Raw genomic sequence first — 26,855 nt, 5'->3', positions numbered from 1 at the left:
AGCGTTCGGCGTCTAAATAGAAATATATTGTCACTGCTGAATAAATATTCAAACACAGCTTTGCACACGTTCACCCCGCGTGGTCAGCCTCAAAGGAGCCGCTGCATGAATGCCTTCCAGTACGACGCCCACCAGATCAAAGAACAGGCCCGCCTGATCCGGCGCCATGTGATCCGCCTGAATGCCGACTCACCGGCCGGCGGCCACACCGGGGCCGACCTCTCGGAAACCGATATTCTCGCGACCCTGTATTTCCGCATTCTCAATACCGGCCCGGAACGCACCGACGACCCTGAGCGCGATATCTATATCCAGAGCAAGGGCCACGGTGTCGGCGGTTTGTATTGCTGCCTGGCACAGGCGGGCTACATCCCCGTCGACTGGCTGCCCACCTACCAGCACTTCAACTCCCACCTGCCGGGCCACCCGGTGCGGCAGAAAACCCCTGGCATCGAACTGAACACCGGCGCCCTCGGCCACGGCCTGCCGGTGGCGGTGGGGCTGGCGCTGGCGGCGAAGATGTCCGGCAGCAAAAAACGCATCTACGTGCTGACCGGCGACGGTGAACTGGCCGAAGGCTCCAACTGGGAAGCGGCGATGGCGGCGGCCAAATACGGCCTGGATAACCTGTTCGTGATCGTCGACAAGAACAAGCTGCAACTGGCGGGCTTGACGGCTGACATCATGCCGCTGGACCCGCTGGACGTGAAATGGGCGGCCTTCGGTTTTCGTGTCAGCGAGTGCGATGGCAACGATGCGGGCCAGTTGATCGAAGCCCTGGAAAACATGCAGGCCAGGACCGGCGCGCCCCAGGTGCTGATCGCCCACACCATCAAAGGCAAGGGCGTGTCGTTTATCGAAGCCCGTCCCGAATGGCACCACCGCGTGCCCAAGGGGGATGAAATCAACGCGGCCCTGGAGGAGTTGAATCATGGCGAGTGAACATCTGGCGAGCGTCATGGTGGAAGCCTTTATTGCCGCCGTCGATGCCGGGCTGGACGTGGTGCCGGTGGTCAGCGATTCCACCTCCACGGCCAAGATCGGGCCGTTTGTGCAGCGCTTTCCCGAGCGCCTGATCAACGTGGGCATTGCCGAGCAGTCGCTGGTCAGCGTCGCGGCGGGCCTGGCCCTGGGCGGCAAGATCGCCGCCACCTGCAACGCGGCGCCATTCCTGATTTCGCGGGCCAATGAGCAGATCAAAGTCGACGTCTGCTACAACCAGGCCAACGTGAAGATGTTCGGCCTGAACGCCGGCGCCAGTTACGGCCCGTTGGCCAGCACCCACCACAGCCTTGACGATATTTCGGTGATGCGCGGCTTTGGCAACGTGCAGATCTTTGCCCCGGCCGACGCGCTTGAATGCCGGCAGATCGTCGACTACGCGCTGCGTTACCACGGCCCGGTGTATATCCGTCTCGACGGCAAGGCGTTGCCGGACGTGCACACGGGCGACTATCAATTTGCCCCGGGGCAGGTGGATATCCTGCGCCAGGGTTCGGACGTGAGCATCGTCGCCCTGGGCTCGGTGGTGCATGAAGCGGTGGACGCGGCACGGGTGCTGGCAGAGCAGGGCATCCAGGCGCAGGTGATCAACCTGTCGTCGATCCGGCCGTTGCAGCGTGACGTGTTGCTCAGCGCTCTGCGTGGCACGCGGGCGGTCATCACCGTTGAGGAACACAACATCAACGGTGGCATCGGCAGCCTGGTCGCCGAAGTGCTGGCCGAAGCCGGGCTGGGGATTGCCCTGGTGCGCCTGGGCATCGGCGATGGCGAATATGCCGCGGCCGGCGCCCGCGAACCCACTCGTGCCTTGCATAACATCGACGCGGCTGGGATTGTGGCGGCTGCCACTCGGTTGCGGTGAAGGCGATGACAGACAACACTCCGTTGATCCTGGCGATAGATGAAGGCACCAGCAACGCCAAGGCGGTGCTGGTCAACGAACACGGGCAGGTGATTGCGCGGGGCTCGCGGGCACTGAGCATCACCCATCCGCAGCCGGGGTTTTCCGAGCAGGACCCATTGCTGATCTGGCACAGCACCCTGGCCGCCATTGAGGAATGCCTGGCCCAGGTGGACCGGCCGATCACCGCGCTGGCCATCAGCAACCAGCGTGAATCGGTGGTGGCCTGGGACCGGCATACCGGCGAGGCGCTGTCGCCGTGCATCAGTTGGCAATGCCGGCGCTCCACCGCGTTGTGTGCCCAATTGCATGAGCAGGGGCATGAGGCGCTGATCCTGGAAAAAACCGGGTTGGCGTTGGACCCGATGTTCTCGGCCGGCAAGTTCCGCTGGATTCTCGACCACCTTGAGGATGGCCACGCACGCGCCGCTGCCGGTGATATCTGCCTGGGTACGGTGGACAGCTGGTTGCTGTGGAAACTCAGCGGCGGCCAGGTGTTCGCCACCGACTACTCCAATGCGGCGCGCACGCAACTGTTCAACCTGCACACCTGCACCTGGGACCCGGTGCTATTGGACCTGTTCCAGATTCCACTGGCCGCATTGGCGCCGATCCAGCCGAGCGCCGGTTTCTTTGCTGAAACCATCGCGGCGGGTGGTTTGCCCGCCGGCATCCCGGTGATGTCGATGATCGGCGACTCCCACGCTGCGCTGTACGGGCAGGGCGGGTTTGCGCCGGGGCTGGTGAAGGCGACACTGGGCACCGGTTCGTCGTTGATGACCCCCATGGGCGGCCCGATTGCCTCGACTCACGGCTTGTCCACCACCCTGGCCTGGCATGACGGCGGGCGAGCGACCTTTGCCATGGAAGGCAACATCGTCCATACGGGCGCCGCCGTGCAGTGGGCCTCGCGCCTGGTGGCGGGGGAATCCTTGGATGCCCTCACCGAACAGGCCGCGCAACTGCCCGACAACGGCGGCGTGTATTTTGTGCCCGCGTTGTCCGGGCTGGGTGCGCCCCACTGGCAGGCCGATGCACGGGGCCTGATCTGCGGGCTCACCGAGGCCACCTCTGGCGCGCATATCCTGCGGGCGTCGCTGGAGTCGATTGGTTATCAGATTCGCGATGTATTCGACGCCATGCAGCAGGACATCGGCAGCCCGTTGAAAGAGCTGTGGGTGGACGGCGGCGCGACGCGCAACCGTTGGCTCATGCAGTTCCTGGCCAACCTGTTGCAACGCCCTGTGGTGCGCAGCCTGTCACCGGAAGTCTCGGCACTGGGCGCGGCGCACTTGGCGGGCAGGGCGTTGGGCTTATGGGCGAATGATGCAGCGCTGGGTGCGCTGGAGCGGCAGCGGGAGCGGTTTGAGCCGCAGGATGATCCTGCTATGGCGGGGCGTTATGCTGCGTGGAAAAAGGCGCTGGAGCGCACACTGTTGTGACCGGCGGCCTGACAGCCGACCGCCCTCCAACTGTAACCCCGCGATCCAAATGTGGGAGCTGGCTTGCCTGCGAAGACGGCCTGACAGCCGACCGCTCTCTAACTGCCACCCCACAATCCAAATGTGGGAGCTGGCTTGCCTGCGAAGACGGCCTGACAGCCGACCGCTCTCTAACTGCCACCCCACGATCCAAATGCGGGAGCTGGCTTACCTGCGAAGACGGCCTGACAGCCGACCGCTCTCCAACTGTTGCCCCGCGATCCAAATGTGGGAGCGGGCTTGCTCGCGAAGGCGGCCTGACAGCCGACCAGAATGTTGGATCAGACCAGGTACATATCCGTTATTTAGGTAACGGCTGCTAATGGTTCCGCCCTTACGGCGGCTCACTTTTGAAAAGCGCAAAAGTAAGCAAAACGCTCTTGCCCCAACACTCGGCACCTCGCCTAGGCTCGGTGTGCCCGTAATCCGACAGGTATTTGGGGGGCCGCCGCCACGCGCCATCCATGGCGCGGGGCGGCTAAACCGGCATCCCTGCCGGTTTACCCCCCAAATCCCTGTCGAATTCCGGCCAGCGTGTTTGACGGGGCGCCTTAGATCAAAAGCAGGATCAAGAGCAACAGCGACTCGCTTCGCATCGTGGATGCCGGGGGGGGGGGGCACCTTTTTTGTCTGCGAATGACGCCTCCTGTAGGAGCCTCAAGGCTTCCAGGTCTGTACATCCTTGGCATCCACGGCCTTGGGCAATAACCCCGCCTTGAAGAACGCATCGGCGATTTTCTGTTGTTCGCCCAACTGATCAATCGTCACAGGCTGCACTTGATAGCTGCGGTGCGCATTGGCTGCTTCAACCGTCGCGACATCCAGGTTGCCCCACAGCGGGCCAAGTACTTTGGCCGCGTCTTGTGGGTGGGTTTTCACCCATTGGCCGGTCTTTTCCAGTTGCGCGTACACCACGTTCAACACTTGCGGGTGGGCCTTGGCGTACGGCGTACCCGTCAGGTAGTAGCGCTTGTAGCTGGCCAGCCCTGCGCCGTCCGCCAGGGTGCGTGTGGGCAATTGGCGCTGCACGCTGGTGAGGAAGGGTTCCCAGGTGACCCAGGCGTCCACCTTGTTGTTCTCGAACGCCGCGCGACCGTCGGCGGGTGACAGGTAGGCGGGTTCGATATCCGAAAAGACCAGCCCCGCCTTGGCCAGTGCGGCGATCAGCAAATAGTGGGTGCCGGCGGCCTTGGTCACGGCGATCTTCTTGCCCTTGAGGTCCGCCAGGTTCTGGATCGGCGAGTCCTTGCGCACCACGATGGCCTGTGCCGCAGGCGAGGGCGCTTCCTGGGCGAAGTAGGTGAGTTTGGCCTGGGCCGCCTGGGCGAAGATCGGCACGGTGTCGGCCACGTCGGCGCTGATGTCCACATTGCCCACGTTCAGTGCTTCGAGCAGCGGCAGGCCGCTGGGGAACTCGTGCCAGCTCACGTCGATGTTGTCGGCCTTGAGGGCTTTTTCCAGGGTGCCCTGGGTTTTCAGCAGGGTGATCAGGGTTGAGGACTTCTGGTAACCGATGCGCACGGTTTCCTGGGCCTGCGCGCTGATCGCGACGGAAAAGGCCAGCAACCCGAGGACTGCGGCGAAGGGGCGACGTAGGGACATGGTGGGCTCGGTCTCTGAAGAAATAGCCCTGAGCTTAAAGTTCTAAAAACTATTCGTTAAATACTCTTTAGATCTGAGCTTAGGACGCTTTGCCTGCCCTCCTATGAATTGGGCATAACCATAGAATTATAAGATTCTTTCATCATTCCTAATCATTAATATAATCGAATTAACTTCACTGCCAGGCCTTACGCGCTTTTTTGGCATAAGCAGCGCCCTCCCTTTCTTCCACGCCAAGGCCTCCCATGACGTTCAAAAAACTAATCGTCGCCGCCAGCCTGCTGTTCGCCGCCACGGCGGCCCAGGCCGAGCAAACCCTGGACATCAGCTACCAGCGCTCCTCCACCCTGTGGATCCTGCTCAAGCAAAATGGCCAGTTGGAACAGCGCCTCAAGCCCCTGGGTTTCACGGTGAACTGGCATGAATTCAGCACCGGCCTGCTCAGTTCGCTGAACGCCGGCAGCGTCGACCTGCACGCCGATGTGGCCGACGCCTTCGCGCTGTTCACCCAGGCCGCCGATGCACCGCTGACCTATTACGCCCAGGAAAACGCATCGCCGGGCGCCCAGGCGATCATCGTCCAGGACACGTCGCCGATCCACAGCATCGCCGACCTCAAGGGCAAGACGGTTGCCGTGTCCAAGGGCTCGGGCAGCCACTACCTGCTGATCTCGGCCCTGAAAAAGGCCGGCCTGACCCTGGCCGATATCACCCCGCGTTACCTGGAAGCTCCGGATGGCGGCGCGGCGTTCGCCAATGGCAGTGTCGACGCGTGGGTAATCTGGGACCCGTTCCTCGCCACCCAACAGCTGGATCACCACGTACGGGTGATCGCCGACGGCAAGAACGGCCTGGCCGACTACAACCGTTTCTACCTGGCGACGACGACGTTCGCCAAGGCCCACCCGGACGTGTTGCAGGTGACCTTCGACACCCTGCGCGAGACCGGCCAATGGGTAAAGGCCCATCCCAAGGAAGCCGCCGCCATCCTTGGCCCGCTGTGGGGCAATATCCCCCCGGCCACGGTGGAGCGCGCCAATAGCCGCCGCAGCTACGACATCATCCCGGTCAAGCTGGACCACCTCGCCGAGCAACAGCGCATCGCCGACACCTACTACGCCGCCAAGCTGATCCCCAGGGCTTTGAAGATCAACGACATCAACGTGTGGACGCCCAAGCCATGAGCCGCCAGATCCATTTATCCGCGTTCCTGTTGAGTGGGCCGGTGGTGCACAGCCATGCGGTGTGGCGCCACCCGCAAACCGTCGGCAATTACCTCGACCCCGAGTACTACGCGCGCGTGGCCAAGGTGGTGGAGGAGGGGTTGTTCGACTTCCTGTTCTTCGCCGACCGCCTGGCCGTGGGCGACCAGATGGGCGGCTCGCGCGAGTTGGCCTTGCGCTACGGCGCCCAGGACGCCACGCGCCTGGACCCGTTGCCGATCCTCTCTTATCTGGTTGGCAAGACCAGCAGGCTGGGCCTGGGCGCAACGCGGTCCACCACCTATTACGAACCGGCGCACATCGCCCGGGAGTTCGCCACCCTCGACCACCTGTCCAAGGGCCGTGCGGCGTGGAATATCGTCACCTCGATGAACGACAGCGAGGGGCGCCTGTTCGGCAAGGACAAACACCTGGAGCATGACCTGCGCTATGACCGCGCCGATGAGTTTGTCGAAGTCGCGCTGAAACTATGGAACAGCTGGGGCCAGGACGCGCTGAAACTCGACCGCGAAAGCGGCGTGCTGGCGGACCCTGGATTGATCCGATCGGTGCAACACCAGGGTGAATGGTTCAGGGTTGAAGGCCCGCTGAATATCCCGCGCACGCCCCAGGGCCGACCGGTGCTGATCCAGGCCGGTTCTTCCGGGCGTGGCCGGCGCTTTGGTGCGCGTTGGGCCGAGGCGATTTTCACCATTCACCCGCACCTGGCGGCCATGCGCGCGTTCCGCGATGACGTGCGTGCCCAGGTGGTGCAGCAGGGGCGTGACGCCGACAGTTGCAAAGTGCTCACGGCGGTGATGCCGTTCATTGGCGGCAGCGAGGCCGAGGCCCGTGCCAAGCGCGATCAGCACAATGCATTGGCCCGTCCGGAATTGGGGCTGGTGACCTTGGCTTCGCAGTTGAATGTGGACCTGTCGCCATTCCCGCTTTCGGCGACGCTGGCCGAGATCGCCCAGTCGCCGTTGATCCACCCGGCGGCGGCTGAAAAGCTGTTGATGCAAGGCCCGCAAACCACTTTGGAGCAGCTGGGGCGCATCTTCGCCAGCAGCGTGCGTGTGCCGCAATTGGTGGGTACCGGCGCGCAGATTGCCGATCAACTGGCCGAGTTGTTCGAGCAGGGCGGTTGCGACGGGTTTGTGATCTCTCCGGGGTATTTGCCGGGCTCGTTCACGGAGTTTGTCGAGAGCGTGATTCCGCATTTGCAGCGCAAGGGGCTGTTCCGCACCGCGTATGAAGGGGCGACGTTGCGTGAGCATTTGGGCTTGGCTGATCTGGACAGTTGACTGTGTGGCGAGCAGGCCTGCAGGTCCGGGTAGCCAGCCCCTTCAGTTCAGCGCAATCGTCGCCGGCGCCAGCGAGCTCAAGGCCCCGGCGCGGTCCGCCAGGTAACGCGCCGGCGGCTGGCCCACGGTCTTGCGGAACATGGTGATAAAGCCGCTGGCGTTCTCATAGCCCAGGTCCAGGGCCACGCGCTGCACGCTCTCACCCCTGGCCAGGCGTTGCAGCGACAGGATCACATGCAACTGCCGGCGCCAACGGCCAAAACTCAGGCCCAGTTCCTCCAGTAGCAGGCGCGTCATGCTGCGTTCGCTCATGCCGATGCGCACCGCCCATTGGCTGAGGGTGGACTTGTCCGCCGGTTCAGCCAGCAGGCTGTCGGCCAGGCGACGCAGGCGCGGGTCTTGGGGCATGGGCAGGTGCAGGGCTTCAACGGGGGCGACGGCCAATTCATCCAGCAAGGTACTGATCAAACGGCCCTGGGCGCCGTGCTCGTCATACAGTTGCGGGAAACTCACCGCTTTGCTGATCAGCTCATGTAACAGGGCCGACACTGCCAGCGTGCAGCATTGCCGGGGCAGGGCGCAGGCGGCATCGGGGTCGATCAGCAGGCAATAGACTTCCGCAGCGCCAGCCCCCCGTGCCGCGTGGGGCGTGCCGCCGGGAATCCACAGCGCGCATTGCGGCGGCACGATCCAGATACCGGCCTCAATCACGCAATGGATGACCCCGCGCAAGGTGTACATCAGTTGGCCTTTGCGATGGGCATGCTGGGTATGTTCCCAGGTATCCGACGTGGCGGTGGCCCCTACGGCCACTACGGCGCGGGGGAATACGTCGGCGTCCCTGGACAGTGACGGGTCGTGCATTTCCAGGCGATGGTGTTTCATGGCAGGAATCGCAAGTTGGCTGAATTGCGAAACAGTCTGGCTATTCTGTGCAATGCCGTCCAGTGGCTTGAGTCTTATAGTGAGATCAATTCTCAACAAGGAGCTCGGCCATGCGACTCGACAGTTCAACATTCCCGGTGGTGAAAATCGTCTTTGATGCGCCCAATGAAGGCGGGCCGGAGGATGCCTTCGCCGTGTTCGAAAGCCTGCTGGCCCGCCAGCAACCCTTCCTGCTGCTGCACGAAAAATCCGTGGACGAGAACAATCACGAACACTCCCACGAAGAGCGCAAGCAAGCGTCGATCTGGATGAAGAAAAACAAGCAGGCGCTGCGCACCTATGTCAAAGGTATGATCCAGGTGGAACCCAGTGCCGCGCAGCGCCTGGCACTCAAGCCGTTTGCCGCGATGTTCGGCAAGGCCTGGGGCTATCCGCTGCTGGTAGTGGAATCCCGGGACCGGGCCTGGGCGCTGGCGCGGGATGTGCTGGATGAGCGGGTGTCGGATGTGGCGCACTTTTGAGCGCACGCAACATCGAGCTGTGGCGAGGGAGTCCCCACTCCCTCTGTGGCGAGCGGGCTTGTCCCACGTTGGGGTGCGAAGCGCCCCTGAGGACGGCGATGCGGTGTATCAGGCACTCCTCTGCGCCTGGTGTTGGGGCTGCTGCGCAGCCCAACGCGGGACAAGCCCGCTCGCCACAGGGGTAGGCCTATGTCGCCGGTCGGCGAGCGGTGTAGGGGCAGTTGACCGGGACGAGGAAGGGCTTCACGTTCTGTAGTACGCCACCTGACCTGCGTGTTTCAGGTATCCTCCGCGCCCCGCTTACCAACGATTCAAAGACAGATGACTGGACAAGACATGCAGGCGCTGCTGGAGTCGATCCTCGACGAAGTGCGCCCCCTGATCGGCCTCGGCAGAGTCGCCGATTACATCCCGGCATTGGCCGATGTGCCTGCCAACCAATTGGGCATCGCCGTGTACGGCAACGACGGCTCGGCCTATTGCGCCGGTGACGCCGACACGCTGTTTTCGGTGCAGAGCATTTCCAAGGTGTTCAGCCTGGTGCAGGCCATCGACCATGGTGGCGAAACCATCTGGGAACGTCTGGGCCATGAGCCTTCCGGGCAGCCGTTCAACTCCATGGTGCAGCTGGAATTCGAACGTGGCCGCCCGCGTAATCCGTTCATCAATGCCGGTGCGCTGGTGATCTGCGACATCAACCAATCGCGCTTCGCCGTGCCGATCTTGTCGATGCGCGATTTTGTCCGGCGCCTGTCGGGCAACCCGCAGATCCTGGTCAACAGCGTCGTCGCCGAATCCGAGGCCCAGCACGGCGCCCGCAACGCGGCCATGGCCTACCTGATGAAATCCTTTGGCAACTTCCACAACGACGTGGACGCGGTGCTGCACAGCTATTTCAACTACTGCGCCTTGCAGATGAGCTGCCTGGACTTGGCCAAGGCATTCAGCTTCCTGGCCAACGAAGGCACGAGTGCCCACAGCGGCGAACAGGTCCTCACGGCGCGCCAGACCAAGCAAGTCAACTCGATCATGGCCACCAGCGGGCTGTACGACGAAGCGGGCAATTTTGCCTATCGCGTGGGCTTGCCGGGCAAGAGCGGGGTAGGGGGCGGGATAGTCGCGGTGGTGCCGGGGCAATTTACGGTGTGCGTGTGGTCGCCGGAGTTGAATACGGCGGGGAACTCGCTGGCGGGGATGAAGGCGTTGGAATTGTTGAGTGAGCGGATTGGGTGGTCGGTGTTTTGAGGGCGCGCCCCGTTCATGGGAGCGACCGCCGTTGGCGATTGAGAATATTGATCGCTTTACGTGTGCAATAGGTTCTCCCGGAAAAGGAGATCCAGTGTGGGAGCTGGCTTGCCTGCGATGGCGGTACATCAGCCAGCACATCCAGCGGCTGACACACCGCTGTCGCGGGCGAGCCCACTCTCACATCGGGAGTGGTGTGAGTGAGGGCTCTGTTCAGCTCACATTGAGCCGATCCAGCAAGCTGTACCACGCCACCCCCGCCCCAATGTAAAACCGCTGCAACCCATGCATCGGCAAGCGCTGCAACGGTGTTACCGGGTAGGCGAACTCCGCGGTGCTGTCGCACAACCGCCCCGCCAATTGCTGCCCCAGGCTGGTACACAGTGCAATCCCTCGGCCATTGCAGCCCAGCGCTAATGTCAGCCCCGCTGCGGGCTGGTGCACATGGGGCATGAAGTCCCGCGTGATCGCAATACGGCCCGCCCAGCGATACTCGAAGTCCAGTGGCCCCAATTGCGGAAACAGCAGTGCCAGCGAGCGTTCCAGGTGGGCGAAATCCGTGGGTGAGGTGGGGTCGTTGAACAGTCCGCGTCCGCCCATCAGCAAGCGGCCATGGCTGTCTTTGCGAAAGTACAGCAGCAGCCGTTGTGCGGTGGAGACGGTTTCCTGGCCCGGCAAGATGCTGTCTGCCGCTCGCCCGCTCAAGGGTTTGGTGGCGACGATAAAACTGTTCGCCGCCAGGATGCTCTGCGCCATGCCTGGCCACAGGTTGCCGCTGTAGCCGTTGGTGGCCAACACCACTTGATCAGCCGTGACCTGCGCACCGCCAGCCGTCTGCAATTGCCAGCCGCAACCCTGGCGCTGCAACCCGGTCACCGCGCTTTGCCCATGGATCCGCACACCCGCCGCCAACGCCGCACCCACCAAGCCACGGGCATACGCCAACGGCTGAATCGCCCCGGCGCGACCGTCCAGCCAGCCACCGGCAAACGCCTCACTGCCCATGCGCGAAGCCACCGCTGCGGCATCCAACCGCTGCACCGGTACACCGCGCCTGGCCCATTGATCTGCCCGTGCGTGCAACCCGGCGACGCCTTTTTCGCTGTACGACACTTGCATCCAGCCTTTGCGTACCGGCGTGCAATCGATGCCGTGTTTTTCGATCAGCTTGAACACCAGGTCGGCTGAATTCGAAACGGTTGAGATCAACGGTTCGGCACGCTCCGGTCCGAACATCTGCACCAGTTGCTGCGGGTCGTATTTGAGCGTCGGGTTGACTTGCCCCCCGTTGCGTCCGGATGCGCCCCAGCCCGGCTCGTTGGCCTCCAGTACGCACACGCTGACGCCGCGCTCGGCCAAATGCAGCGCCGTCGACAAGCCGGTATACCCGGCACCGACAATCGCCACGTCCACCGTCACTGACTCGCTCAACCCAGGCGTCGGCACCACAGATGGAGCCGTGGCTGACCACAACGACTTCATGACAGGCTCCGCGTGTTACCGGTGGGGTGCAGCACCCGCCGCAGGAAGTCCTGGGTCCGCGCATGCTGCGGGTTGCCCAGCACCTGTTCGGCGGGGCCGCTTTCGACGATGTAGCCGCCATGCAGGAAGCAGACACGGTCGGCCACTTCCCGTGCAAAGCCCATTTCATGAGTGACGACGATCATGGTCATGCCCTCATCGGCCAGGGTGCGCATCACCGCCAGCACATCACCGACCAGTTCCGGGTCGAGGGCCGAGGTGGGCTCGTCGAACAACATGGCTTCAGGTTTCATCGCCAGGGCGCGGGCGATGGCCACGCGTTGTTGCTGGCCGCCGGAGAGCTGCTCCGGGTAGGCGTCGGCCTTGGCACTCAGGCCGACTTTTTCCAGCAATACCAGCGCCTCTGCGCGGGCCTGCTGGGGCGGCTCGCCTTTGACGTACACCGGGCCTTCCAACACGTTTTCCAGCACGCTGCGATGGGGGAACAGGTTGAAGCGCTGGAACACCATGCCCATGCGGCTGCGCAGGGCGTGTACGGTCTTGCTGCCGCGCTGCACGGTTTCGCCGAACACGTTGATGTGCCCGCCGTCGTAGGCTTCCAGCGAGTTGATGCAACGCAGCAAGGTGGATTTGCCCGAGCCCGACGGCCCGATCAGGCACACCACTTCGCCCTTGGCCACGTCGAGGTCGACGCCATGCAGCACGCGGTGGCTGCCGTAATGTTTTTGCAGTTGGCGAATCTCGATCATGCTTTTTTCCTCCGGCCCAGGTGCTGTTCCATGCGACGCAGGCCATACACCAGCGGCAGGCTCATCAACAGGTAGAGCAGGGCGACCAAGGTGTAGACGGTCATGTTCTGGAAGGTCGACGAGGCGATGAGTTGGCCCTGGCGGGTCATCTCGGCGACGGTGATGGTGGACACCAAGGAGGAGTCCTTGAGCATCATCACCAGCGTGTTGCCATAAGGCGGCAAGGCGATGCGAAACGCCTGCGGCAGGATCACCCGGCGCATCATCAGCGCCGAGCGCATGCCCAGTGCTTCGGCGGCTTCACGCTGGCCCTGTTCGACGGCAATGATGCCGGTACGGAAGTTCTCGGCCTGGTACGCCGAGTAGGCGATGCCCATGCCGATCACGCCCGCGTAGAACGCGGTGAGGTGCACGCCCATGTCCGGCAGCACGAAGTAGATGTAGAACAACTGCACGATGATCGGCAGCCCACGGATCACGTTGATGATGGTGCTCGCCGCCCACGACAGTGCACGGATCGACGACAGCTTGAGCAACGCCAGCACCAGGCCGATGGCACTGCTGAGCAGGAAGGACAGCAAGGTGATCTGGATCGTCACCCAGGCGCCTTGCAATAGGATCGGCAAAAAGTCCTGGGCGTTTTGCAGGAACTCCGCCGGGTTCATGGGCGCACCTGGGTATCCAGGCCCCACTTCTTGAGGATGTTGTCGAGGGTGCCGTCCGCCTTGATGCTGGCGATGGCGGTGTTCAGGCGCTCCAGGGTTTGCGTGTCACCCTTGCGCACCACCAGGCACACTTCGCCGACGTTGGTGGGCATGTAGTCCGGCGCCAGTTTCACGCCTTTGAACAGCTTCTGGCGGATCTGGTAGGCGGCCACCGGCTGGTCACCCACGGCGGCCTTGATACGGCCCAGGGACAGGTCGCGGACCATTTCGCCGATGGAGTCGTAGGTACGAATCTCCTTGAAGATGCCGAGCTTGTTCAACTGGTCATAGAAGACGGTGCCGGCCTGCACGCCGACCACTTGGTCCTTGAGAGGCATGAGGTCAGGGTAGGCGGTGTTGTCGTCGGCGTTGATGATCAAGCCTTCGCCGTAGGCATACACCGGGGCGCTGAAGTCGACGACCTTGGTACGTTCTTCGGTCTTGAGCATGCCGGCGGAAATAAAATCCAACTTGCCGGAGGTGAGAGAGGGGATCAGCGCAGCGAAGTTGGTCTGCTCTATCTGGCTGGTAAAGCCGCCGGCCTTGCCCACCGCCTCGGCCACGTCGACCATCACGCCCTGGATGCTGTTGCTCTTGATGTCGAGGAAGGTAAACGGCGAACCACTGGCCGTTGCACCGACTTTGTACGAGGACGCACTTTCTGCGTGCACCGCGGTGACGCAGAGCGTGGCGCAAAGACCGAAGGCGAGGCGGCGAAACAAGGGCGAAAGACTGTTCATCGGGTTACTCCAGAAGGAAAACGGATAGTCAGTACCGCAAGCGGCTGCCGATGAAATCGCAAGCTCTGTGCCATTTCGATTGATTAGAATCGAATAACGCTATAAAAAATCTACAAAATGAACTATTCGTATCGATATGCGATATTTAATGGTCTATTTCTGTGATTTGGGGTAGAAATATCGCCACGCCTGATCGACCTGACCGTGAGTCCGCCATGTCTGAAGAACGCAACAGTCTGCACAACCAATCCCTGGAAAAAGGCCTGTCGGTGCTCAAGGCATTCAGCGCACAGCGCCGCAGCATGAGCCTTGCAGAGGTGGCTGAGGCCGCCGGCATGACCAAAAGCTCGGCCCAGCGCATGGTGTTTACCCTCGAAAGCCTGGGTTACCTTCGGAAACACTCCCGCACCCGGCATTACCAACTCACACCCCGGGTGCTGGAGCTGGGCTTCAGTTACCTGGATGCGCATTCGTTGATCGAGGTGGCGAATCCGTTCCTGTCGGAGTTGACCCGGCTGACCGGCGAGACCTCGTGCCTCACCGAGCCTGCGGGCTACGACATGACCTACATCGCACGGTTCGTCAGCGCGGGCTTTGTGCCGGTGCACATGCCGATCGGCTCGCGGGTGCCGATGTACTGCACGGCGTCGGGGCGGGCGTATTTGAGCGCGTTGCCGCAGGAGGAAGCGCTGGTGTTGATCGAGAACAGTCAGCGCATTGCGCATACCAGCCAGACGCTGACGGAAGTCGATCAAATCATGGCGTCGTTGCAGCAGGTGCGTGAGCAGGGCTATGCAGTGAACGGCCAGGAGCTGTTCCTGGGCGATATGACCATCGGTGCGCCGGTGCTGGGTGCCAATGGTCGACCGGTGGCGGCGGTGCATGTGGTAGCGCCGACCAGTCGGTGGAGTAGGGCGGATGCGGAGAAACAGTTGGCGCCGGCACTTCTGCAGTGCTCACGGGCGCTGAGCAACTCGGCCCGTAACCTGGAATAACAGACACCCTGAAACCCAATGTGGGAGGGGGCAAGCCCCCCGATTGCAGTGTGTCAGTCAATACAGCTGTGACTGATCCACCGCTATCGGGAGCAAGCCCCCTCCCACATGCAGCTGCCTATCAGGCAATCGCATCCCAAGCCCGATCACCGTTCTCGTCTTTGATCCGAGTCGGCAACCCCATCACATCCAGCGCCTTCAGGAACGGCTCGGCCGGCAGTTCCTCGACGTTGGCCATGTGCTTCACATCCCACTCGCCACGGGCCACCAGCAGCGCTGCGGCAACGGGCGGAACACCTGCGGTGTAGGAGATGCCCTGGCTGTCGGTCTCGGCAAAGGCTTCTTCATGGCACGCCACGTTGTAGATGAACATCTCGTGGGGCTGGCCATTTTTGGTGCCTTTGACCAGGTCGCCGATGCAGGTCTTGCCGGTGTAGCCCGGTGCCAGCGAAGACGGGTCGGGCAGCACGGCCTTGACCAGTTTCAGCGGCACGACTTCCAGGCCTTCGGCGGTGGTGACCGGTTTTTCGGAGAGCAGGCCGAGGTTTTTCAGCACGGTGAACACGTTGATGTAGTGTTCGCCGAAGCTCATCCAGAAACGCACGTTGGGCACGTCGAGGTTTTTCGACAGCGAGTGCACTTCATCGTGGCCGGTGAGGTAGAGGTTCTGCGAACCGACGACCGGCAGGTCATCGGTGCGTTTGACTTCGAACATGGTGTTGCTGGTCCACTGGCTGTTCTGCCAGCTCCACACCTGTCCGGTGAACTCGCGGAAGTTGATTTCCGGGTCGAAATTGGTGGCGAAGTATTTGCCGTGGGAGCCGGCATTGACGTCGAGTATGTCGATCGAATCAATGCGGTCGAAATGCTGTTGCTGCGCCAACGCGGCATACGCGTTGACGACACCCGGGTCGAAGCCCACGCCAAGGATGGCGGTGATGTTCTTCTGCTTGCACTCTTCCAGGTGGTTCCATTCGTAGTTGCCGTACCACGGCGGGGTCTCGCAGACCTTGCCCGGCTCTTCGTGGATGGCGGTGTCGAGGTACGCAACGCCGGTGTCGATGCAGGCCCGCAAAACCGACATGTTGAGGAACGCGGAACCGACGTTGATGACGATCTGCGATTGGGTCTCGCGGATCAGGGCCTTGGTCGCTTCCACGTCCAGGGCGTTCAGCGCGAAGGCTTGGATATCGGCGGGCACCTTGAGGCTACCCTTGGCCTTGACGCTGTCGATGATGGCCTGGCATTTGGAGATGTTGCGCGACGCGATAGCAATACGACCGAGTTCGTCGTTGTGCTGCGCGCACTTGTGGGCCACCACCTTGGCGACACCTCCTGCACCAATGATAAGAACGTTCTTTTTCAATTGCTTTATCTCTCCTTTATCCGCCAGCTTACGAAAGGCTGGACAGGTAGTCGTCGTAACCAAATTCACGAACCACCTCGACAGTACCGTCGAGTTGTTTCACTACGATGGACGGCATTTTCAGGCCGTTGAACCAGTTTTTCTTGACCATGGTGTAGCCTGCGGTGTCGATGAACGACAGCCGATCGCCGATGGCCAGCGGACGATCAAATTGATACTCGCCGAAGATGTCCCCGGCCAGGCAGGATTTGCCGCACACCATGATGGTGTGTTCACCGTCGCTCGGCGCCAGCTTGGCGTTGAGGCGGTAGATCAGCAGGTCCAGCAGGTGGGCTTCGATGGAGCTGTCGACCACTGCCAGGTTCTTGCCGTTGTAGAGGGTGTCGAGCACGGTGACTTCCAGGGAAGCGCTGTTGGTGATCGCCGCTTCGCCGGGTTCCAGGTACACCTGCACGCCGTACTTCTCGGAGAACGCCTTCAAGCGGGCGCAGAACGCGTCCACGGCATAGTCTTCACCGGTGAAGTGGATGCCGCCGCCAAGGCTGACCCATTCGACCTTGTGCAGCAGCGCGCCGAAGCGCTCTTCGATGGTACCAAGCATCTTGTCGAACAGGCTGAAGTCGCCGTTTTCGCAGTTGTTGTGGAACATGAAGCCGGAGATCTGCTCAATGACGCCTTCGATCTTCACCGGGTCCCATTCGCCCAGGCGGCTGAATGGACGCGCCGGGTCGGCCAGCAGGTAGTCGGAGCTGCTCACCTGTGGGTTGACGCGCAGGCCGCGGGTCTTGCCCTCGGAACGTTCGGCAAAACGCTGCAGCTGGCTGATGGAGTTGAAGATGATCTTGTCGCAGTTGTCCAGCATCTCATCGATTTCATCGTCGGCCCAGGCCACGCTGTAGGCGTGCGCTTCACCTTCGAACTTCTGGCGGCCGAGCTTCAACTCGTACAGCGACGACGAGGTGGTGCCGTCCATGTATTGCTGCATCAGGTCGAACACCGACCAGGTCGCAAAGCACTTGAGCGCCAGCAGGGCCTTGGCGCCGGACTGTTCGCGCACGTAAGCAATCTTCTGCATGTTGACCAGAAGCTTCTGTTTATCGATGAGGTAGTACGGCGTTTTGATCATTTTTGAGAGCCTGCGGCGGTGCCTGCCAAAAAAGGACACGCATTGTGCCCGCACTTGGATCGAATCGAAAGGTTAGTGGGCGGATTTTGCGCGCCCGGTTTGTGACCCTACCCTGCGAGTATGACCATCTATGGATGGGTACCGGTCCAATGTGGGAGGGGGCTTGCCCCCGATAGCAGTGTGTCAGCCAACCAATCCAGTACTGACCCACTGCCATCGGGGGGGCAAGCCCCCTCCCACAGTTTGGCCCCTGTCTATCGGGTCCACCGACATCAAACTGTCATCACCTTACCGCCGAACTGCCACATTTCCCCATTACTGTCCTCGCCAATGAGATCGATCTCAAGCGAGTGACAATGACTGACTTGAAAGACGTAGCACGGTTGGCCGGGGTATCCCGCGCCACCGCCGCCCGCACTTTTGCTTCCCCCGACCAGGTGCGCCCGACCACCCGTGAGCAGGTGTTCGCCGCTGCCCGTGAGTTGGGTTTTCGCCCCAATCTGCTGGGCCGCCAACTGCGCCTGCAAACCACCCAGTTGATCGGCGTGGTGGTGCCCAACCTGCTCAACCCGGTGTTCGCCGAACAGTTCCAGGCCATGGAGCGCGCGGCACGGTTGCGTGGTTATAGCCTGTTGCTGGCGACCACCGACTACAGCAGCGAGCGCGAAAGCATTGTGGTGGAAGAGCTGTTGCGCCAGCGCGTGGACGGCCTGGTGCTGACGGTCACCGATGCTGAAAGCAACGTGGTGCTCAGCAGCCTGAATACTGAGAAAACCCCGTTTGTGCTGGCCTACCACCAACCCAGCAACCCCAACTACAGCGCCGTGTCGGTGGACAACCGCGCCGGCATGGCCCTGGCCACGCGTTACCTGCTCGAAGCGGGGCACCGCCGCATCAGCATGGTCGCCGGCCCCGCGCTGCAGTCGGACCGTGCGCGCCTGCGCTACGCCGGGTATTGCGATGCGATGCGCGAATATGGCCTTGAGCCCCGCACAGTGATCGAAATGCCGGCCCATACCCAGGCCGAATTCGCCGCCATCGAACCTTGTCTCCAAGGCAATGAAGCACCCACGGCACTGGTGTGTTCCAACGACTTCCTGGCCATCAGCCTGATCGCCGAGCTGCGTCGCAACGCCTGGAACGTACCCGGGCAACTCTCGGTGATGGGCTTCGATGGCATCAGCCTCGGCACCCAGATGCACCCGACCCTGTGCAGCGTGGTGCAGCCGATTGCGCTGCTCGCCAGCACTGTGATTGACCAACTGCTGGCGCAGATCGCCGGCAATGCCCCGACGTCCCATTGCCTGCCTTGCCATATCCGGCCGGGCGAAAGCACTCAACCCCACGAGGAAACCCCTGATGCGCGCACTCCGTAAAACCCTGGCAGCCGTGCTGCTGTGCGGTGCGGCCAGCCTGGCCCAGGCCGCCGACACCGCGATCTGCTACAACTGCCCGCCGGACTGGGCCGACTGGGGCACCCAGCTCAAGGCCATCGCCGCCAGCACCGGTGTGCAGGTACCGCTGGACAACAAGAATTCCGGCCAATCCCTGGCACAGTTGGTGGCAGAGAAAGCTGCACCGGTGGCCGACGTCGTTTACTACGGTGTGACCTTCGGCCTGCAGGCGCAGAAAGCCGAGGTGGTCGACACCTACAAACCCAAGGCCTGGGAGCAGATTCCCGCCGGGCTGAAAGACCCGGCCGGCCATTGGTTCGCGATCCACTCCGGCACCTTGGGCATCATGGTCAACGTCGATGCGTTGGGTGGTCTGCCGGTGCCGCAAAGCTGGGCCGACCTGCTCAAGCCTGAATACAAAGGCATGGTCGGTTACCTCGACCCGTCCAGTGCCTTCGTCGGCTACGTGTCGGCGGTGGCGATCAACCGCGCCATGGGCGGTGACCTGGACAACTTCGCCCCGGCCATCGACTACTTCCAGAAGCTGGCGAAAAACGCGCCCATCGTGCCCAAGCAGACCGCCTATGCGCGGGTGCTGTCCGGCGAGTTGCCAATCCTGGTGGACTACGACTTCAACGCCTACCGCGCGCGCTACAAAGACAAGGCCAACGTCGCCTTTGTGATCCCCCAGGAAGGCAGCATCAGCGTGCCCTACGTGATGAGCCTAGTGGCCAACGCGCCGCACCGCGCCAACGCAGAGAAGGTCCTCGACTTCGTGCTGTCGGACGAAGGCCAGGCGCTCTGGGCCAAGGCCTATCTGCGCCCGGTACGGCCGATGAAGATGCCGGCCGACGTGGCCGCACAGTTCCTGCCCGACAGCGACTACGCCCGTGCCGGCGTGGTGGACTACGAAAAAATGGCCGCTGTGCAGGAAGCCTTCGCCGCCCGTTACCTGAACGAGGTCAAGTAAGTGGCCGCATCGGCAAGACACGCAGCCTGGGCACTGGCCCCGGCGTTTGCGGTGCTGCTCGCGTTCTGGCTGCTGCCGCTGGCGCACCTGATGGTGCTCGGCGCCGACAGCCGCGACAGCAACGGCAGCGGCTACTGGCAGGTGCTCAGCAGCGCGCAGTATTTGGGCAGCCTTGGGCAAACCCTGCTGCTGGCGGTGGTGGTGACGCTGGTGGCGCTGCTGATCGGCGGCATCAGCGGCGTGTTCCTCGCCCGGCAGCAGTTCTTCGGGCGCTCGGCGCTGGTGGCATTGCTCACGTTTCCGCTGGCGTTTCCCGGCGTGGTGGTGGGTTTCCTGGTGATTCTGCTGGCTGGCCGTCAGGGCCTGTTGGCCTCGCTGGGCCTGCAACTGGCCGGTGAGCGCTGGATCTTTGCCTACTCGCTGGCGGGGCTGTTCGTGGGTTACCTGTACTTCTCGATCCCGCGGGTGATCCTCACGGTGATGGCCGCGTGCGAGAGCCTTGATCGCAGCCTGGAAGAGGCCGCGCATTCCCTGGGCGCCGGGCATTGGCGAGTGGTGTGCGATGTGATCGTGCCGGGCCTGGCGCCGGCGCTGGCCTCCTGCGGGGCGATCTGTTTCGCAACCTCCATGGGCGCCTTCGGCACCGCCTTTACCTTGGGCACGCGGCTGAACGTCACCCCGGTAGCGATCTACAACGTGTTCACCAACTACGCCAACTTCGCCGTGGCGGCCGCACTGTCGGTGGTGCTCGGCGCGGTGACCTGGGTCGTGCTGCTGCTCACGCGGCGCCTGGTCAAGAACTCGGGGACTGTGCTGTGAAACGCTCATCGCTGTTTGTGCTGCAACTGCTGTTCACCCTGTTGGTGTGCGCCTTCATGCTGGTGCCGGTGGTGATGTCGCTGCTGGCCGGGTTGACCCGCAATTTCTTCGTCGGGCTGTCCAGTGGCTTGACCTTCGATTGGCTGGTGCAGGTGTGGCAGGCGTATTCGCCCACCGTGTGGTTGTCGCTGCAACTGGCGCTGGCCTGCGCGGTGTGCGTCTGCGTGATAGGTGTGCCGGCGGCCTACGGCTTGGTGCGCATGAACAACCGCTTCAGCCGCGCCTTCGAAGAGTTGATGGTGCTGCCGGTGGCCATGCCGGGGTTGGCCAGTGCGTTGGCCTTGCTGCTGACCTACGGCCAGTTCGGCAGCTTTCGCAGCAGTTGGCTGTTCATCCTGGTCGGCCATGTGCTGTTCACCTTGCCGTTCCTGGTGCGCCCGGTGATGGCGGTGATGCAACGCCAGCAGCTGCCGGTGCTGGAGGAAGCGGCGGCCAGCCTGGGTGCCGGCCCGATCAAGCGCTTTTTCAGCGTGGTGGTGCCCAACTGTCGGGCCGGGATCCTGGCCGGTGTGTTGATGGTGGTGACCCTGTCCCTGGGTGAGTTCAACCTGACCTGGATGCTCCACACGCCGATGACCAAGACCTTACCCGTGGGCCTGGCCGACAGCTACGCCTCGGCACGCCTGGAAATCGCCAGCGCCTACACCCTTATCTTTTTGCTGATGATCGTGCCGCTGCTGATTGCGCTGCAGGCCATCAGTGCCCGTTTGTCCCGTGGAGAGCGTCGATGACCGCTATCACTATCCGCCTGCAAGGCTGTCGCAAGGCATTCGCCGACGGCACCGTGGCCGTGCATGACCTGGACCTGACCGTCGAAGGCGGCGAAACCCTGGCCATTCTTGGCCCGTCCGGCTGCGGCAAGACCACCACCTTGCGCCTGATCGCCGGCCTCGAACGCCCGGATGTGGGCCAGGTGTGGTTCGGCGACCAGGACGTGACCCGCCTGCCGATCGAACGCCGTGACGTAGGCATGGTGTTCCAGAACTACGCGCTGTTTCCCAACCTGGATGTGGCCGGGAACATTGTGTATGGCTTGAAGATTCGCGGTATGTCGGTGGTGGAGCGCAACAAGCGCTGCGAGGAATTGCTGGAACTGGTGGGCTTGCAGCACCACGGCCAGCGCAGCATCCACGAACTTTCCGGCGGCCAGCGACAGCGCGTGGCCTTGGCGCGTGCGTTGGCGCCGCGCCCGAAAGTGTTGCTGCTGGACGAACCGCTGGCCGCCCTCGATGCGCAACTGCGCGAACGCCTGCGCAGCGAGTTGAATGAACTGCTGCGCGGCCTGGGCATCACCTCGGTGTTTGTCACCCACGACCAGGGCGAAGCCATGGCCCTGGGCGACCGCATCCTGGTGATGGAACACGGGCGTGTCGCGCAATTGGCCAGCCCGCGTGACATCTACCAGAAACCGGCCAATGCCTTCGTTGCGGGCTTTGTCGGCAACCTCAATGCCTTCGCTGTGATCGAGCCAGCGGCCCATGGCTTGAAAGTCTGTGGCGGCGAGTTGCCGTGGCATGACGCCCACGTGCCCAGCACGGTGTATTGCCGCCCCGAACACTTGAAGGTGATGGAGAGCGAAGGGCACTTGCACGGTCACCTGCTGGCGCAGTTCTTCCAAGGCGCGCAAAGCCGCCTGCTGGTGGATGTGGGCGGCCCGCAACCGCTGCTGGTCGACAGCAGCGACAACCAGCTGTACGCCGTCGGCGCACCAATTGCCCTGGCGATTGCGCCGCACATGTTGTTCACCCTGAATGCTTGAGACTCTATCGTGAATCGTCCGTTTCTCGTCGCGCAGATCAGCGACCTGCATCTTAAAGCCGGCCAGCGCCTCACTTACGGCGTGGTCGACACGTTAGGCGCGCTGCGCCGTGCCGTCGACCACTTGAACGCCAGCCACCCACGGCCTGATATCGTGGTCATCAGCGGAGACCTGGTGGACTTCGGCCGCGCCGATGAATACGCCGTGCTGCACCCCGAACTCGCGCGCCTGCACATGCCGTGCTACCTGGTGCCCGGCAACCACGACAACCGTGGGCCGTTGCTGGAAGCGTTCCGCGATCACGCGTATCTGCCGTTGTCGGCCGAGGGCCCGTTGGACTGGGTGGTCGACGACCATCCGCTGCGCCTGATCGGCCTTGACTCGACCATTCCCGGCGCTCACGGCGGCCAATTGCTCGACAGCCAATTGCACTGGCTGGATGAGCAATTGGCCCTGCGCCCGGATGCGCCGACCCTGCTGATCCTGCATCACCCGCCGTTCATCAGCGGCATCGGCCACATGGACCGCGAACCTTTCATCAATGCTGCCGCCCTGGAGCACGTCGTTGCGCGCCATCCGCAAGTGGAGCGCCTGCTCTGCGGCCATTTGCACCGGCCGATGCAACGGCGTTTTGGCGGCAGCCTGAGTTGTGTGTGCCCCGGCACCTCTCACCAGATCGTACTGGATTTACAAGAAGCGGCGCCCGCGCATTTCAACCTGGAGCCGGCGGGCTATCTGTTGCATCGCTGGGAGGCGCAGCAGGGTTTGATCAGCCACAACGGCGTGTTCGGGGAGTACCCGGGGCCGTATCCGTTTTATGACGCCCATGGATTAATTGACTGAGGTTGTGATGAAAGCCACTTTGCATGTGTTAAGCGTATTGACCGGCGGCCTGGGCATTGCCCTGAGCCCCCTGGCCTCGGCTGATTTTTTGAGTGACAGCAAAGCCAACTTGAGCCTGCGCAACTTCTACTTCAACAACGACAACCGTGACGGCGCCGCCGCACCGTCGAAGACCGAAGAATGGGGCCAGGCGTTTATCCTCAACTACCAGTCGGGCTTTACCGACGGCACGGTCGGCTTCGGCCTGGATGCCGTGGGCATGCTCGGCGTCACCCTCGACAGCGGCGCCGGCCGCCATGTGGGCAGTTCGATGATCCCCACGGACGACGGCAAGGCTGCCGACTCCTGGGCCCGTGGCGGTGCGACGGCCAAGGCGCGTTTCGCCAAGAGCGAACTGCGTTACGGCTACCTGCGGCCGAACCTGCCGATCCTGGTGAGCAACGACGGGCGCCTGTTGCCGCAGTCGTTCGAAGGCGGGCAAATCACCAGCAAGGACATCGACAACCTGACCCTGGTCGGCGGCCAGCTGCAGCACACCACTGGCCGTGGTTCCAGCGACCGCAGCGGCCTGGCGGCGGCGGGCGGCACCCAGGAAAGCAATAAATTCAACTACGCCGGTGCCGATTACCAAGTAACCAAGGACCTGCTGGTCCAGTACTACTACGCCAACCTCGAAGACTATTACCAACAGCACTTTGCCGGTCTGATCCATGTATTGCCGCTGGGCGACTACGGCTCATTGAAAACCGACCTGCGCTACTTCAAGACCACCTCCGATGGCAAGAACAGCAGCGTCGCCGGCCGTGCCGAAGGTTACAAGCTCGGCGGCTATACCAAGAACGGCACGGGTGAAATCGACAACAACACCTGGAGCGCAGCGTTCATCTACTCCCTGGGCCCGCACGCGATCACCGCCGGTTACCAGCAAGTCTCGGATGACAGCAACTTCGCCCAACTCAACCAGGGCGGCCTGGTCAACAAAGGGGAGGGCGGTTCCAGCCTGTACCTCTACACCGATCGTACCGTGCAGACCTTCATCCAGGCCGGTGAACGCACGGCCTTTGCCCAATACGCCTATGACTTCGCCTCGCTTGGCGTGCCGGGCCTGAAGGCGTCGGTGATGTACTTGAAGGGCGAGCACATCCTCACCGCCAGCGGCAACGATGCCAGCGAGTGGGAGCGCGATATTTCGCTGGATTACGTGGTGCAGAGCGGCACGTTCAAGAACGTCGGGTTCGGCTGGCGCAATGGTGTGTCACGCAGTGAAGTGGCGCGGGACCAGGACCAGAATCGGGTGTTCGTGAGTTACTCGATTCCGTTGATGTAAGTCTGTAAACGCGGGTAACAACTGTAGGAGCGAGCTTGCTCGAGAAGAACCTGAGGGCGACGCGTTAAGTCTGAATGAACGCGTTATCGTTGACGGTTTTCGCGAGCAAGCTCGCTCCTACAGCCAAGTGGCCTTGGACTCGATGCAGCTGTGCTTCAGGTTCTGGGGGGCGAACGGGGTATCGAGTGTGCCCAGCGCAATCGAAATCCAATCGGGATAAAGCCCTTTTGCATCGTGCCAAAACAACGATGAACCGCATTCCGAACAGAACTGGCGAGTAATGCCCGGTGATGACTCATAGCTTTTCAGCGTGCCCCGCACCTGCCGGATATTCACGGCTGACTGCGGCGCACTGGCGTAAGTAGCAAACGCCGCGCCATGGCTTTTCTGGCATTTTTTGCAGTGACAGTGTGTGGCGGCCTTGAGCGAGGTCGAGACTTGATAGGTGACTGCGCCGCAGAGGCAACTGCCTTGAGTAACGACATCCATGTGTGATCGTGTTCTGAACGTAACGGCAGACACTATACCTGTAGTGAGCGAGCTTGCTGTGGCGAGCGGGCTTGTCCCCCGTTGGAGTGCGCAGCGCTCCCATTTTTTTTGGGGCTGCTGCGCAGCCCAACGGGGGACAAGCCCCCTCGCCACAACACGCCCAATCGCCGCAGTAAGCCTGCTCAAAACGGCAAGCCCCGGGGCCACAAAAGGTGTCCAGGCCTCACACCACCCGATTCCTCCCCGCCGCCTTGGCCTCGTACAGGCGGCTATCCGCACGCTTGAGCAACGCCGCGGAGTCGCGGTCCGAAGGCTCGGCCACACTCACGCCGATGCTCACGGTCAGGCGCCCCACGGTTGGAAACACCGCAGCCTCCACCGCCACGCGGATTTTTTCGGCCACCACCTCGGGGCTGTCCGGCGCCTCGACTTCGGGGAGCAGCACGGCGAATTCTTCGCCGCCATAACGCGCCACGAAGTCGGTGACGCGGGTGGTGTTTTCAATCAGTACGGCCAGTTGGCACAACACGTCGTCGCCGATGGCATGGCCGTAGGTATCGTTGACGCGCTTGAAGTAGTCGGCGTCGATCAGCAGCAGGGCGAAGGTGCGGCCGCTGCGTTGGAACAGCAGGCTGTTCTCGGCGAGTTTTTCATCGAAGCGGCGACGGTTGTAGACACCGGTCAAGGCGTCGTGGGTGGCGAGCTTGAGCAGGTCGGCATTGGCTTGGGTCAGGGCGGCGGTACGTTGGGTGACGGTGGCTTCCAGGGAGGCGTTGGCGTCTTGCAGCTCACGTTCCTTGGCCAGCAGGGAGTGCGTCATACCGGTGAGCGAGTGCCCCAATTGGGCGATTTCCCGCACGGGGTGATCATGGGGGAAGACCGCGCCGGGTTGATGGTCCTGCACCTGCTTCGCGGACCTGGCCAGGCGTTCGATCGGGCGGCTGAGGGTGGACGCCAGGCAGTAGGCGACCCAGCCGAACAGCACGGCGGCGATCACGCCCAGGATCAGCAGTTTGTACAGCAGCACCCGCGCCGGTTGCAGAGCGATGTCCAGTGGCTGGCGTACCACGATGTACCAGGACAGGTTGGCGTTGGACGGGCTGGGCACCGCGACCGCTGCACTGACGTAGCCGTTGCCGGTGGTCCAGCCGGAGGGCGAGCGCAAGTCGTGTCTGGGCATTTGCTCGCCCGCGAGGATTTCGGGGTAAAGCACCTTGCCGTCGAAGTCGATGATCAGCGCTTCAAGGCGGGCGGCCGCGTCTTTTTGCATCACCGCCGAGTCGACGATCTGCGTCACCCAGCGCCAGTGGGCATGGGCGCCGAGCACGCCGATGGTCTCGCCCTTGGTGTTGCGTATCGGCGCGGCAAAGTCGATAAAGCGTAGGGGTTCGCCATTGTCTGCGCCAGGCAGCAGTTTGGCGAGCAGCACGGCTTCGTGGGGATCGCCGGTGTATTCGCCGCGCATGCCGGCCTGGAACCATGGCCGTTGCTGCACCGACTGGTTGACCAGCAAGCCATTCACCGCCTGGTGCACGCGGCCTTCGGCGTCGGCCACGCCCATCCACGCATATTCGGTGCGGGACTGGGTCCGCAGCTGCATCAAGGTCAGCATATCCGGCGCGTCCAGGTTGCCCTGGCGAAACAGCGGGGCCTTGCTCAGCAGCGAGACTTCCAGCTGACGTTCGCGCAACTGCACGGCCAATAGCGCAGCGCTGGACCGGGCCGTGCTGAGCAAGGCATTGCCACTGGCCTGCTTGACCTGTTCGGTAGCGATATGGCCAACGTAAACACCGACGATCAGCATCGTGAGCAACGATAAACCGGCAAACCACAGGGTCAGGTGAGTACGCAGACTGGTTTTAATCATGGGTGCTCATTTGAGGGTTTTT

General features: G+C 62.5%; 25 protein-coding genes. 15 read left to right on the top strand and 10 right to left on the bottom strand.

Annotation, left to right across the window (positions count from 1 at the left end; all coding sequences use genetic code 11):
• The first annotated feature begins 105 nt into the window (after positions 1 to 105).
• The 3 genes from ACZ445_RS17505 to ACZ445_RS17495 are packed head-to-tail and all read left to right on the top strand — an operon-like array spanning position 106 to position 3,345.
• Complete coding sequence (locus tag ACZ445_RS17505) at positions 106 to 942, top strand: transketolase (protein WP_058424004.1); 837 nt, start codon at positions 106 to 108, stop codon at positions 940 to 942.
• Complete coding sequence (locus ACZ445_RS17500) at positions 932 to 1,864, top strand: transketolase family protein (RefSeq protein ID WP_464707335.1); 933 nt, start codon at positions 932 to 934, stop codon at positions 1,862 to 1,864. Before ACZ445_RS17505 ends, ACZ445_RS17500 begins: the two co-directional genes overlap by 11 nt.
• 5 nt (positions 1,865 to 1,869) lie before the next feature.
• Positions 1,870 to 3,345, top strand: a complete 1,476-nt coding sequence (locus ACZ445_RS17495; protein ID WP_058424002.1) for an FGGY family carbohydrate kinase — start codon at positions 1,870 to 1,872, stop codon at positions 3,343 to 3,345.
• A 696-nt stretch (positions 3,346 to 4,041) separates the two neighbouring features.
• Here the strand turns inward: ACZ445_RS17495 and ACZ445_RS17490 are convergent.
• Positions 4,042 to 4,986 carry an aliphatic sulfonate ABC transporter substrate-binding protein gene (locus tag ACZ445_RS17490; RefSeq protein ID WP_464707334.1) on the bottom strand — a complete coding sequence of 315 codons (945 nt, stop codon included), beginning with the start codon at positions 4,984 to 4,986 and terminating at the stop codon, positions 4,042 to 4,044.
• A gap of 245 nt (positions 4,987 to 5,231) precedes the next feature.
• Here ACZ445_RS17490 and ACZ445_RS17485 point away from each other — a divergent pair, with 245 nt between their 5' ends.
• Both ACZ445_RS17485 and ACZ445_RS17480 read left to right on the top strand, forming a co-directional pair.
• Positions 5,232 to 6,170 (top strand): aliphatic sulfonate ABC transporter substrate-binding protein, encoded by a 939-nt coding sequence (locus tag ACZ445_RS17485; protein WP_058424000.1) that lies wholly within the window; start codon positions 5,232 to 5,234, stop codon positions 6,168 to 6,170.
• The gene (locus ACZ445_RS17480; protein ID WP_058423999.1) at positions 6,167 to 7,492 is read left to right on the top strand and encodes an LLM class flavin-dependent oxidoreductase; all 1,326 of its coding nucleotides are present in this window, start codon (positions 6,167 to 6,169) and stop codon (positions 7,490 to 7,492) included. The genes ACZ445_RS17485 and ACZ445_RS17480 overlap by 4 nt, the downstream gene beginning before the upstream one ends.
• 42 nt (positions 7,493 to 7,534) lie before the next feature.
• On the opposite strand, the gene ACZ445_RS17475 is transcribed toward ACZ445_RS17480, so the two are convergent.
• Positions 7,535 to 8,377, bottom strand: a complete 843-nt coding sequence (locus ACZ445_RS17475; protein WP_058423998.1) for an AraC family transcriptional regulator — start codon at positions 8,375 to 8,377, stop codon at positions 7,535 to 7,537.
• Between the two features lie 110 nt (positions 8,378 to 8,487).
• Here ACZ445_RS17475 and ACZ445_RS17470 point away from each other — a divergent pair, with 110 nt between their 5' ends.
• Positions 8,488 to 8,898, top strand: coding sequence for a hypothetical protein (locus ACZ445_RS17470; protein WP_058423997.1), 411 nt, complete (start codon positions 8,488 to 8,490; stop codon positions 8,896 to 8,898).
• A gap of 336 nt (positions 8,899 to 9,234) precedes the next feature.
• Positions 9,235 to 10,143, top strand: coding sequence for a glutaminase B (glsB, locus tag ACZ445_RS17465; protein WP_058423996.1), 909 nt, complete (start codon positions 9,235 to 9,237; stop codon positions 10,141 to 10,143).
• 213 nt (positions 10,144 to 10,356) lie between these two features.
• Here glsB and ACZ445_RS17460 read toward each other — a convergent pair whose 3' ends face one another.
• Genes ACZ445_RS17460 through ACZ445_RS17445 form a run of 4 tightly spaced genes read right to left on the bottom strand, consistent with a single transcriptional unit; the run spans position 10,357 to position 13,818 of the window.
• Positions 10,357 to 11,625 (bottom strand): NAD(P)/FAD-dependent oxidoreductase, encoded by a 1,269-nt coding sequence (locus tag ACZ445_RS17460; protein WP_058423995.1) that lies wholly within the window; start codon positions 11,623 to 11,625, stop codon positions 10,357 to 10,359.
• Positions 11,622 to 12,374: an amino acid ABC transporter ATP-binding protein gene (locus ACZ445_RS17455; protein WP_464707333.1), complete on the bottom strand. Its 753-nt coding sequence runs from the start codon at positions 12,372 to 12,374 to the stop codon at positions 11,622 to 11,624. Before ACZ445_RS17455 ends, ACZ445_RS17460 begins: the two co-directional genes overlap by 4 nt.
• Entirely contained in the window at positions 12,371 to 13,039 is a 669-nt protein-coding gene (gene ehuD / locus ACZ445_RS17450; protein WP_464707332.1) for an ectoine/hydroxyectoine ABC transporter permease subunit EhuD, read from the bottom strand. The genes ACZ445_RS17455 and ehuD overlap by 4 nt, the downstream gene beginning before the upstream one ends.
• On the bottom strand, positions 13,036 to 13,818 hold the full coding sequence (locus ACZ445_RS17445) for an ABC transporter substrate-binding protein (RefSeq protein ID WP_464707331.1): 783 nt from the start codon (positions 13,816 to 13,818) through the stop codon (positions 13,036 to 13,038). The genes ehuD and ACZ445_RS17445 overlap by 4 nt, the downstream gene beginning before the upstream one ends.
• Positions 13,819 to 14,033: 215 nt before the next feature.
• Between ACZ445_RS17445 and ACZ445_RS17440 the strand changes: the two genes are divergently transcribed.
• A complete protein-coding gene (locus tag ACZ445_RS17440; RefSeq protein ID WP_464707330.1) occupies positions 14,034 to 14,813 on the top strand; it encodes an IclR family transcriptional regulator in 780 nt (259 codons plus the stop codon).
• A 121-nt stretch (positions 14,814 to 14,934) separates the two neighbouring features.
• Here ACZ445_RS17440 and ACZ445_RS17435 read toward each other — a convergent pair whose 3' ends face one another.
• Together ACZ445_RS17435 and ACZ445_RS17430 are read right to left on the bottom strand one after the other, a co-directional pair.
• Entirely contained in the window at positions 14,935 to 16,179 is a 1,245-nt protein-coding gene (locus ACZ445_RS17435) for a saccharopine dehydrogenase family protein (protein ID WP_038846952.1), read from the bottom strand.
• A gap of 28 nt (positions 16,180 to 16,207) precedes the next feature.
• Positions 16,208 to 17,305, bottom strand: a complete 1,098-nt coding sequence (locus tag ACZ445_RS17430; protein ID WP_464707329.1) for a carboxynorspermidine decarboxylase — start codon at positions 17,303 to 17,305, stop codon at positions 16,208 to 16,210.
• Positions 17,306 to 17,661: 356 nt separating this feature from the next.
• Between ACZ445_RS17430 and ACZ445_RS17425 the strand changes: the two genes are divergently transcribed.
• The 7 genes from ACZ445_RS17425 to ACZ445_RS17395 are packed head-to-tail and all read left to right on the top strand — an operon-like array spanning position 17,662 to position 24,477.
• The gene (locus ACZ445_RS17425; RefSeq protein WP_179040702.1) at positions 17,662 to 18,681 is read left to right on the top strand and encodes a LacI family DNA-binding transcriptional regulator; all 1,020 of its coding nucleotides are present in this window, start codon (positions 17,662 to 17,664) and stop codon (positions 18,679 to 18,681) included.
• Positions 18,665 to 19,669 (top strand): ABC transporter substrate-binding protein, encoded by a 1,005-nt coding sequence (locus ACZ445_RS17420; protein WP_058423988.1) that lies wholly within the window; start codon positions 18,665 to 18,667, stop codon positions 19,667 to 19,669. Before ACZ445_RS17425 ends, ACZ445_RS17420 begins: the two co-directional genes overlap by 17 nt.
• On the top strand, positions 19,670 to 20,488 hold the full coding sequence (locus ACZ445_RS17415) for an ABC transporter permease (protein WP_464707328.1): 819 nt from the start codon (positions 19,670 to 19,672) through the stop codon (positions 20,486 to 20,488). It begins immediately after the preceding gene.
• A complete protein-coding gene (locus ACZ445_RS17410; protein WP_058423986.1) occupies positions 20,485 to 21,279 on the top strand; it encodes an ABC transporter permease in 795 nt (264 codons plus the stop codon). The genes ACZ445_RS17415 and ACZ445_RS17410 overlap by 4 nt, the downstream gene beginning before the upstream one ends.
• On the top strand, positions 21,276 to 22,307 hold the full coding sequence (locus ACZ445_RS17405; RefSeq protein WP_179029203.1) for an ABC transporter ATP-binding protein: 1,032 nt from the start codon (positions 21,276 to 21,278) through the stop codon (positions 22,305 to 22,307). The genes ACZ445_RS17410 and ACZ445_RS17405 overlap by 4 nt, the downstream gene beginning before the upstream one ends.
• Before the next feature lie 9 nt (positions 22,308 to 22,316).
• Complete coding sequence (locus ACZ445_RS17400) at positions 22,317 to 23,150, top strand: phosphodiesterase (protein ID WP_310863871.1); 834 nt, start codon at positions 22,317 to 22,319, stop codon at positions 23,148 to 23,150.
• A 7-nt stretch (positions 23,151 to 23,157) separates the two neighbouring features.
• Positions 23,158 to 24,477 carry an OprD family porin gene (locus ACZ445_RS17395; RefSeq protein WP_058423983.1) on the top strand — a complete coding sequence of 440 codons (1,320 nt, stop codon included), beginning with the start codon at positions 23,158 to 23,160 and terminating at the stop codon, positions 24,475 to 24,477.
• Between the two features lie 117 nt (positions 24,478 to 24,594).
• Here ACZ445_RS17395 and ACZ445_RS17390 read toward each other — a convergent pair whose 3' ends face one another.
• Both ACZ445_RS17390 and ACZ445_RS17385 read right to left on the bottom strand, forming a co-directional pair.
• A complete protein-coding gene (locus tag ACZ445_RS17390; protein ID WP_058423982.1) occupies positions 24,595 to 24,966 on the bottom strand; it encodes a GFA family protein in 372 nt (123 codons plus the stop codon).
• Between the two features lie 223 nt (positions 24,967 to 25,189).
• Positions 25,190 to 26,833 carry a sensor domain-containing diguanylate cyclase gene (locus ACZ445_RS17385; RefSeq protein WP_058423981.1) on the bottom strand — a complete coding sequence of 548 codons (1,644 nt, stop codon included), beginning with the start codon at positions 26,831 to 26,833 and terminating at the stop codon, positions 25,190 to 25,192.
• Positions 26,834 to 26,855 lie beyond the last annotated feature (22 nt).

This window comes from Pseudomonas allii (assembly GCF_055380095.1).
Note: the sequence above shows the minus strand (reverse complement) of the source record. Positions and strands in the feature narration are given on the sequence as shown.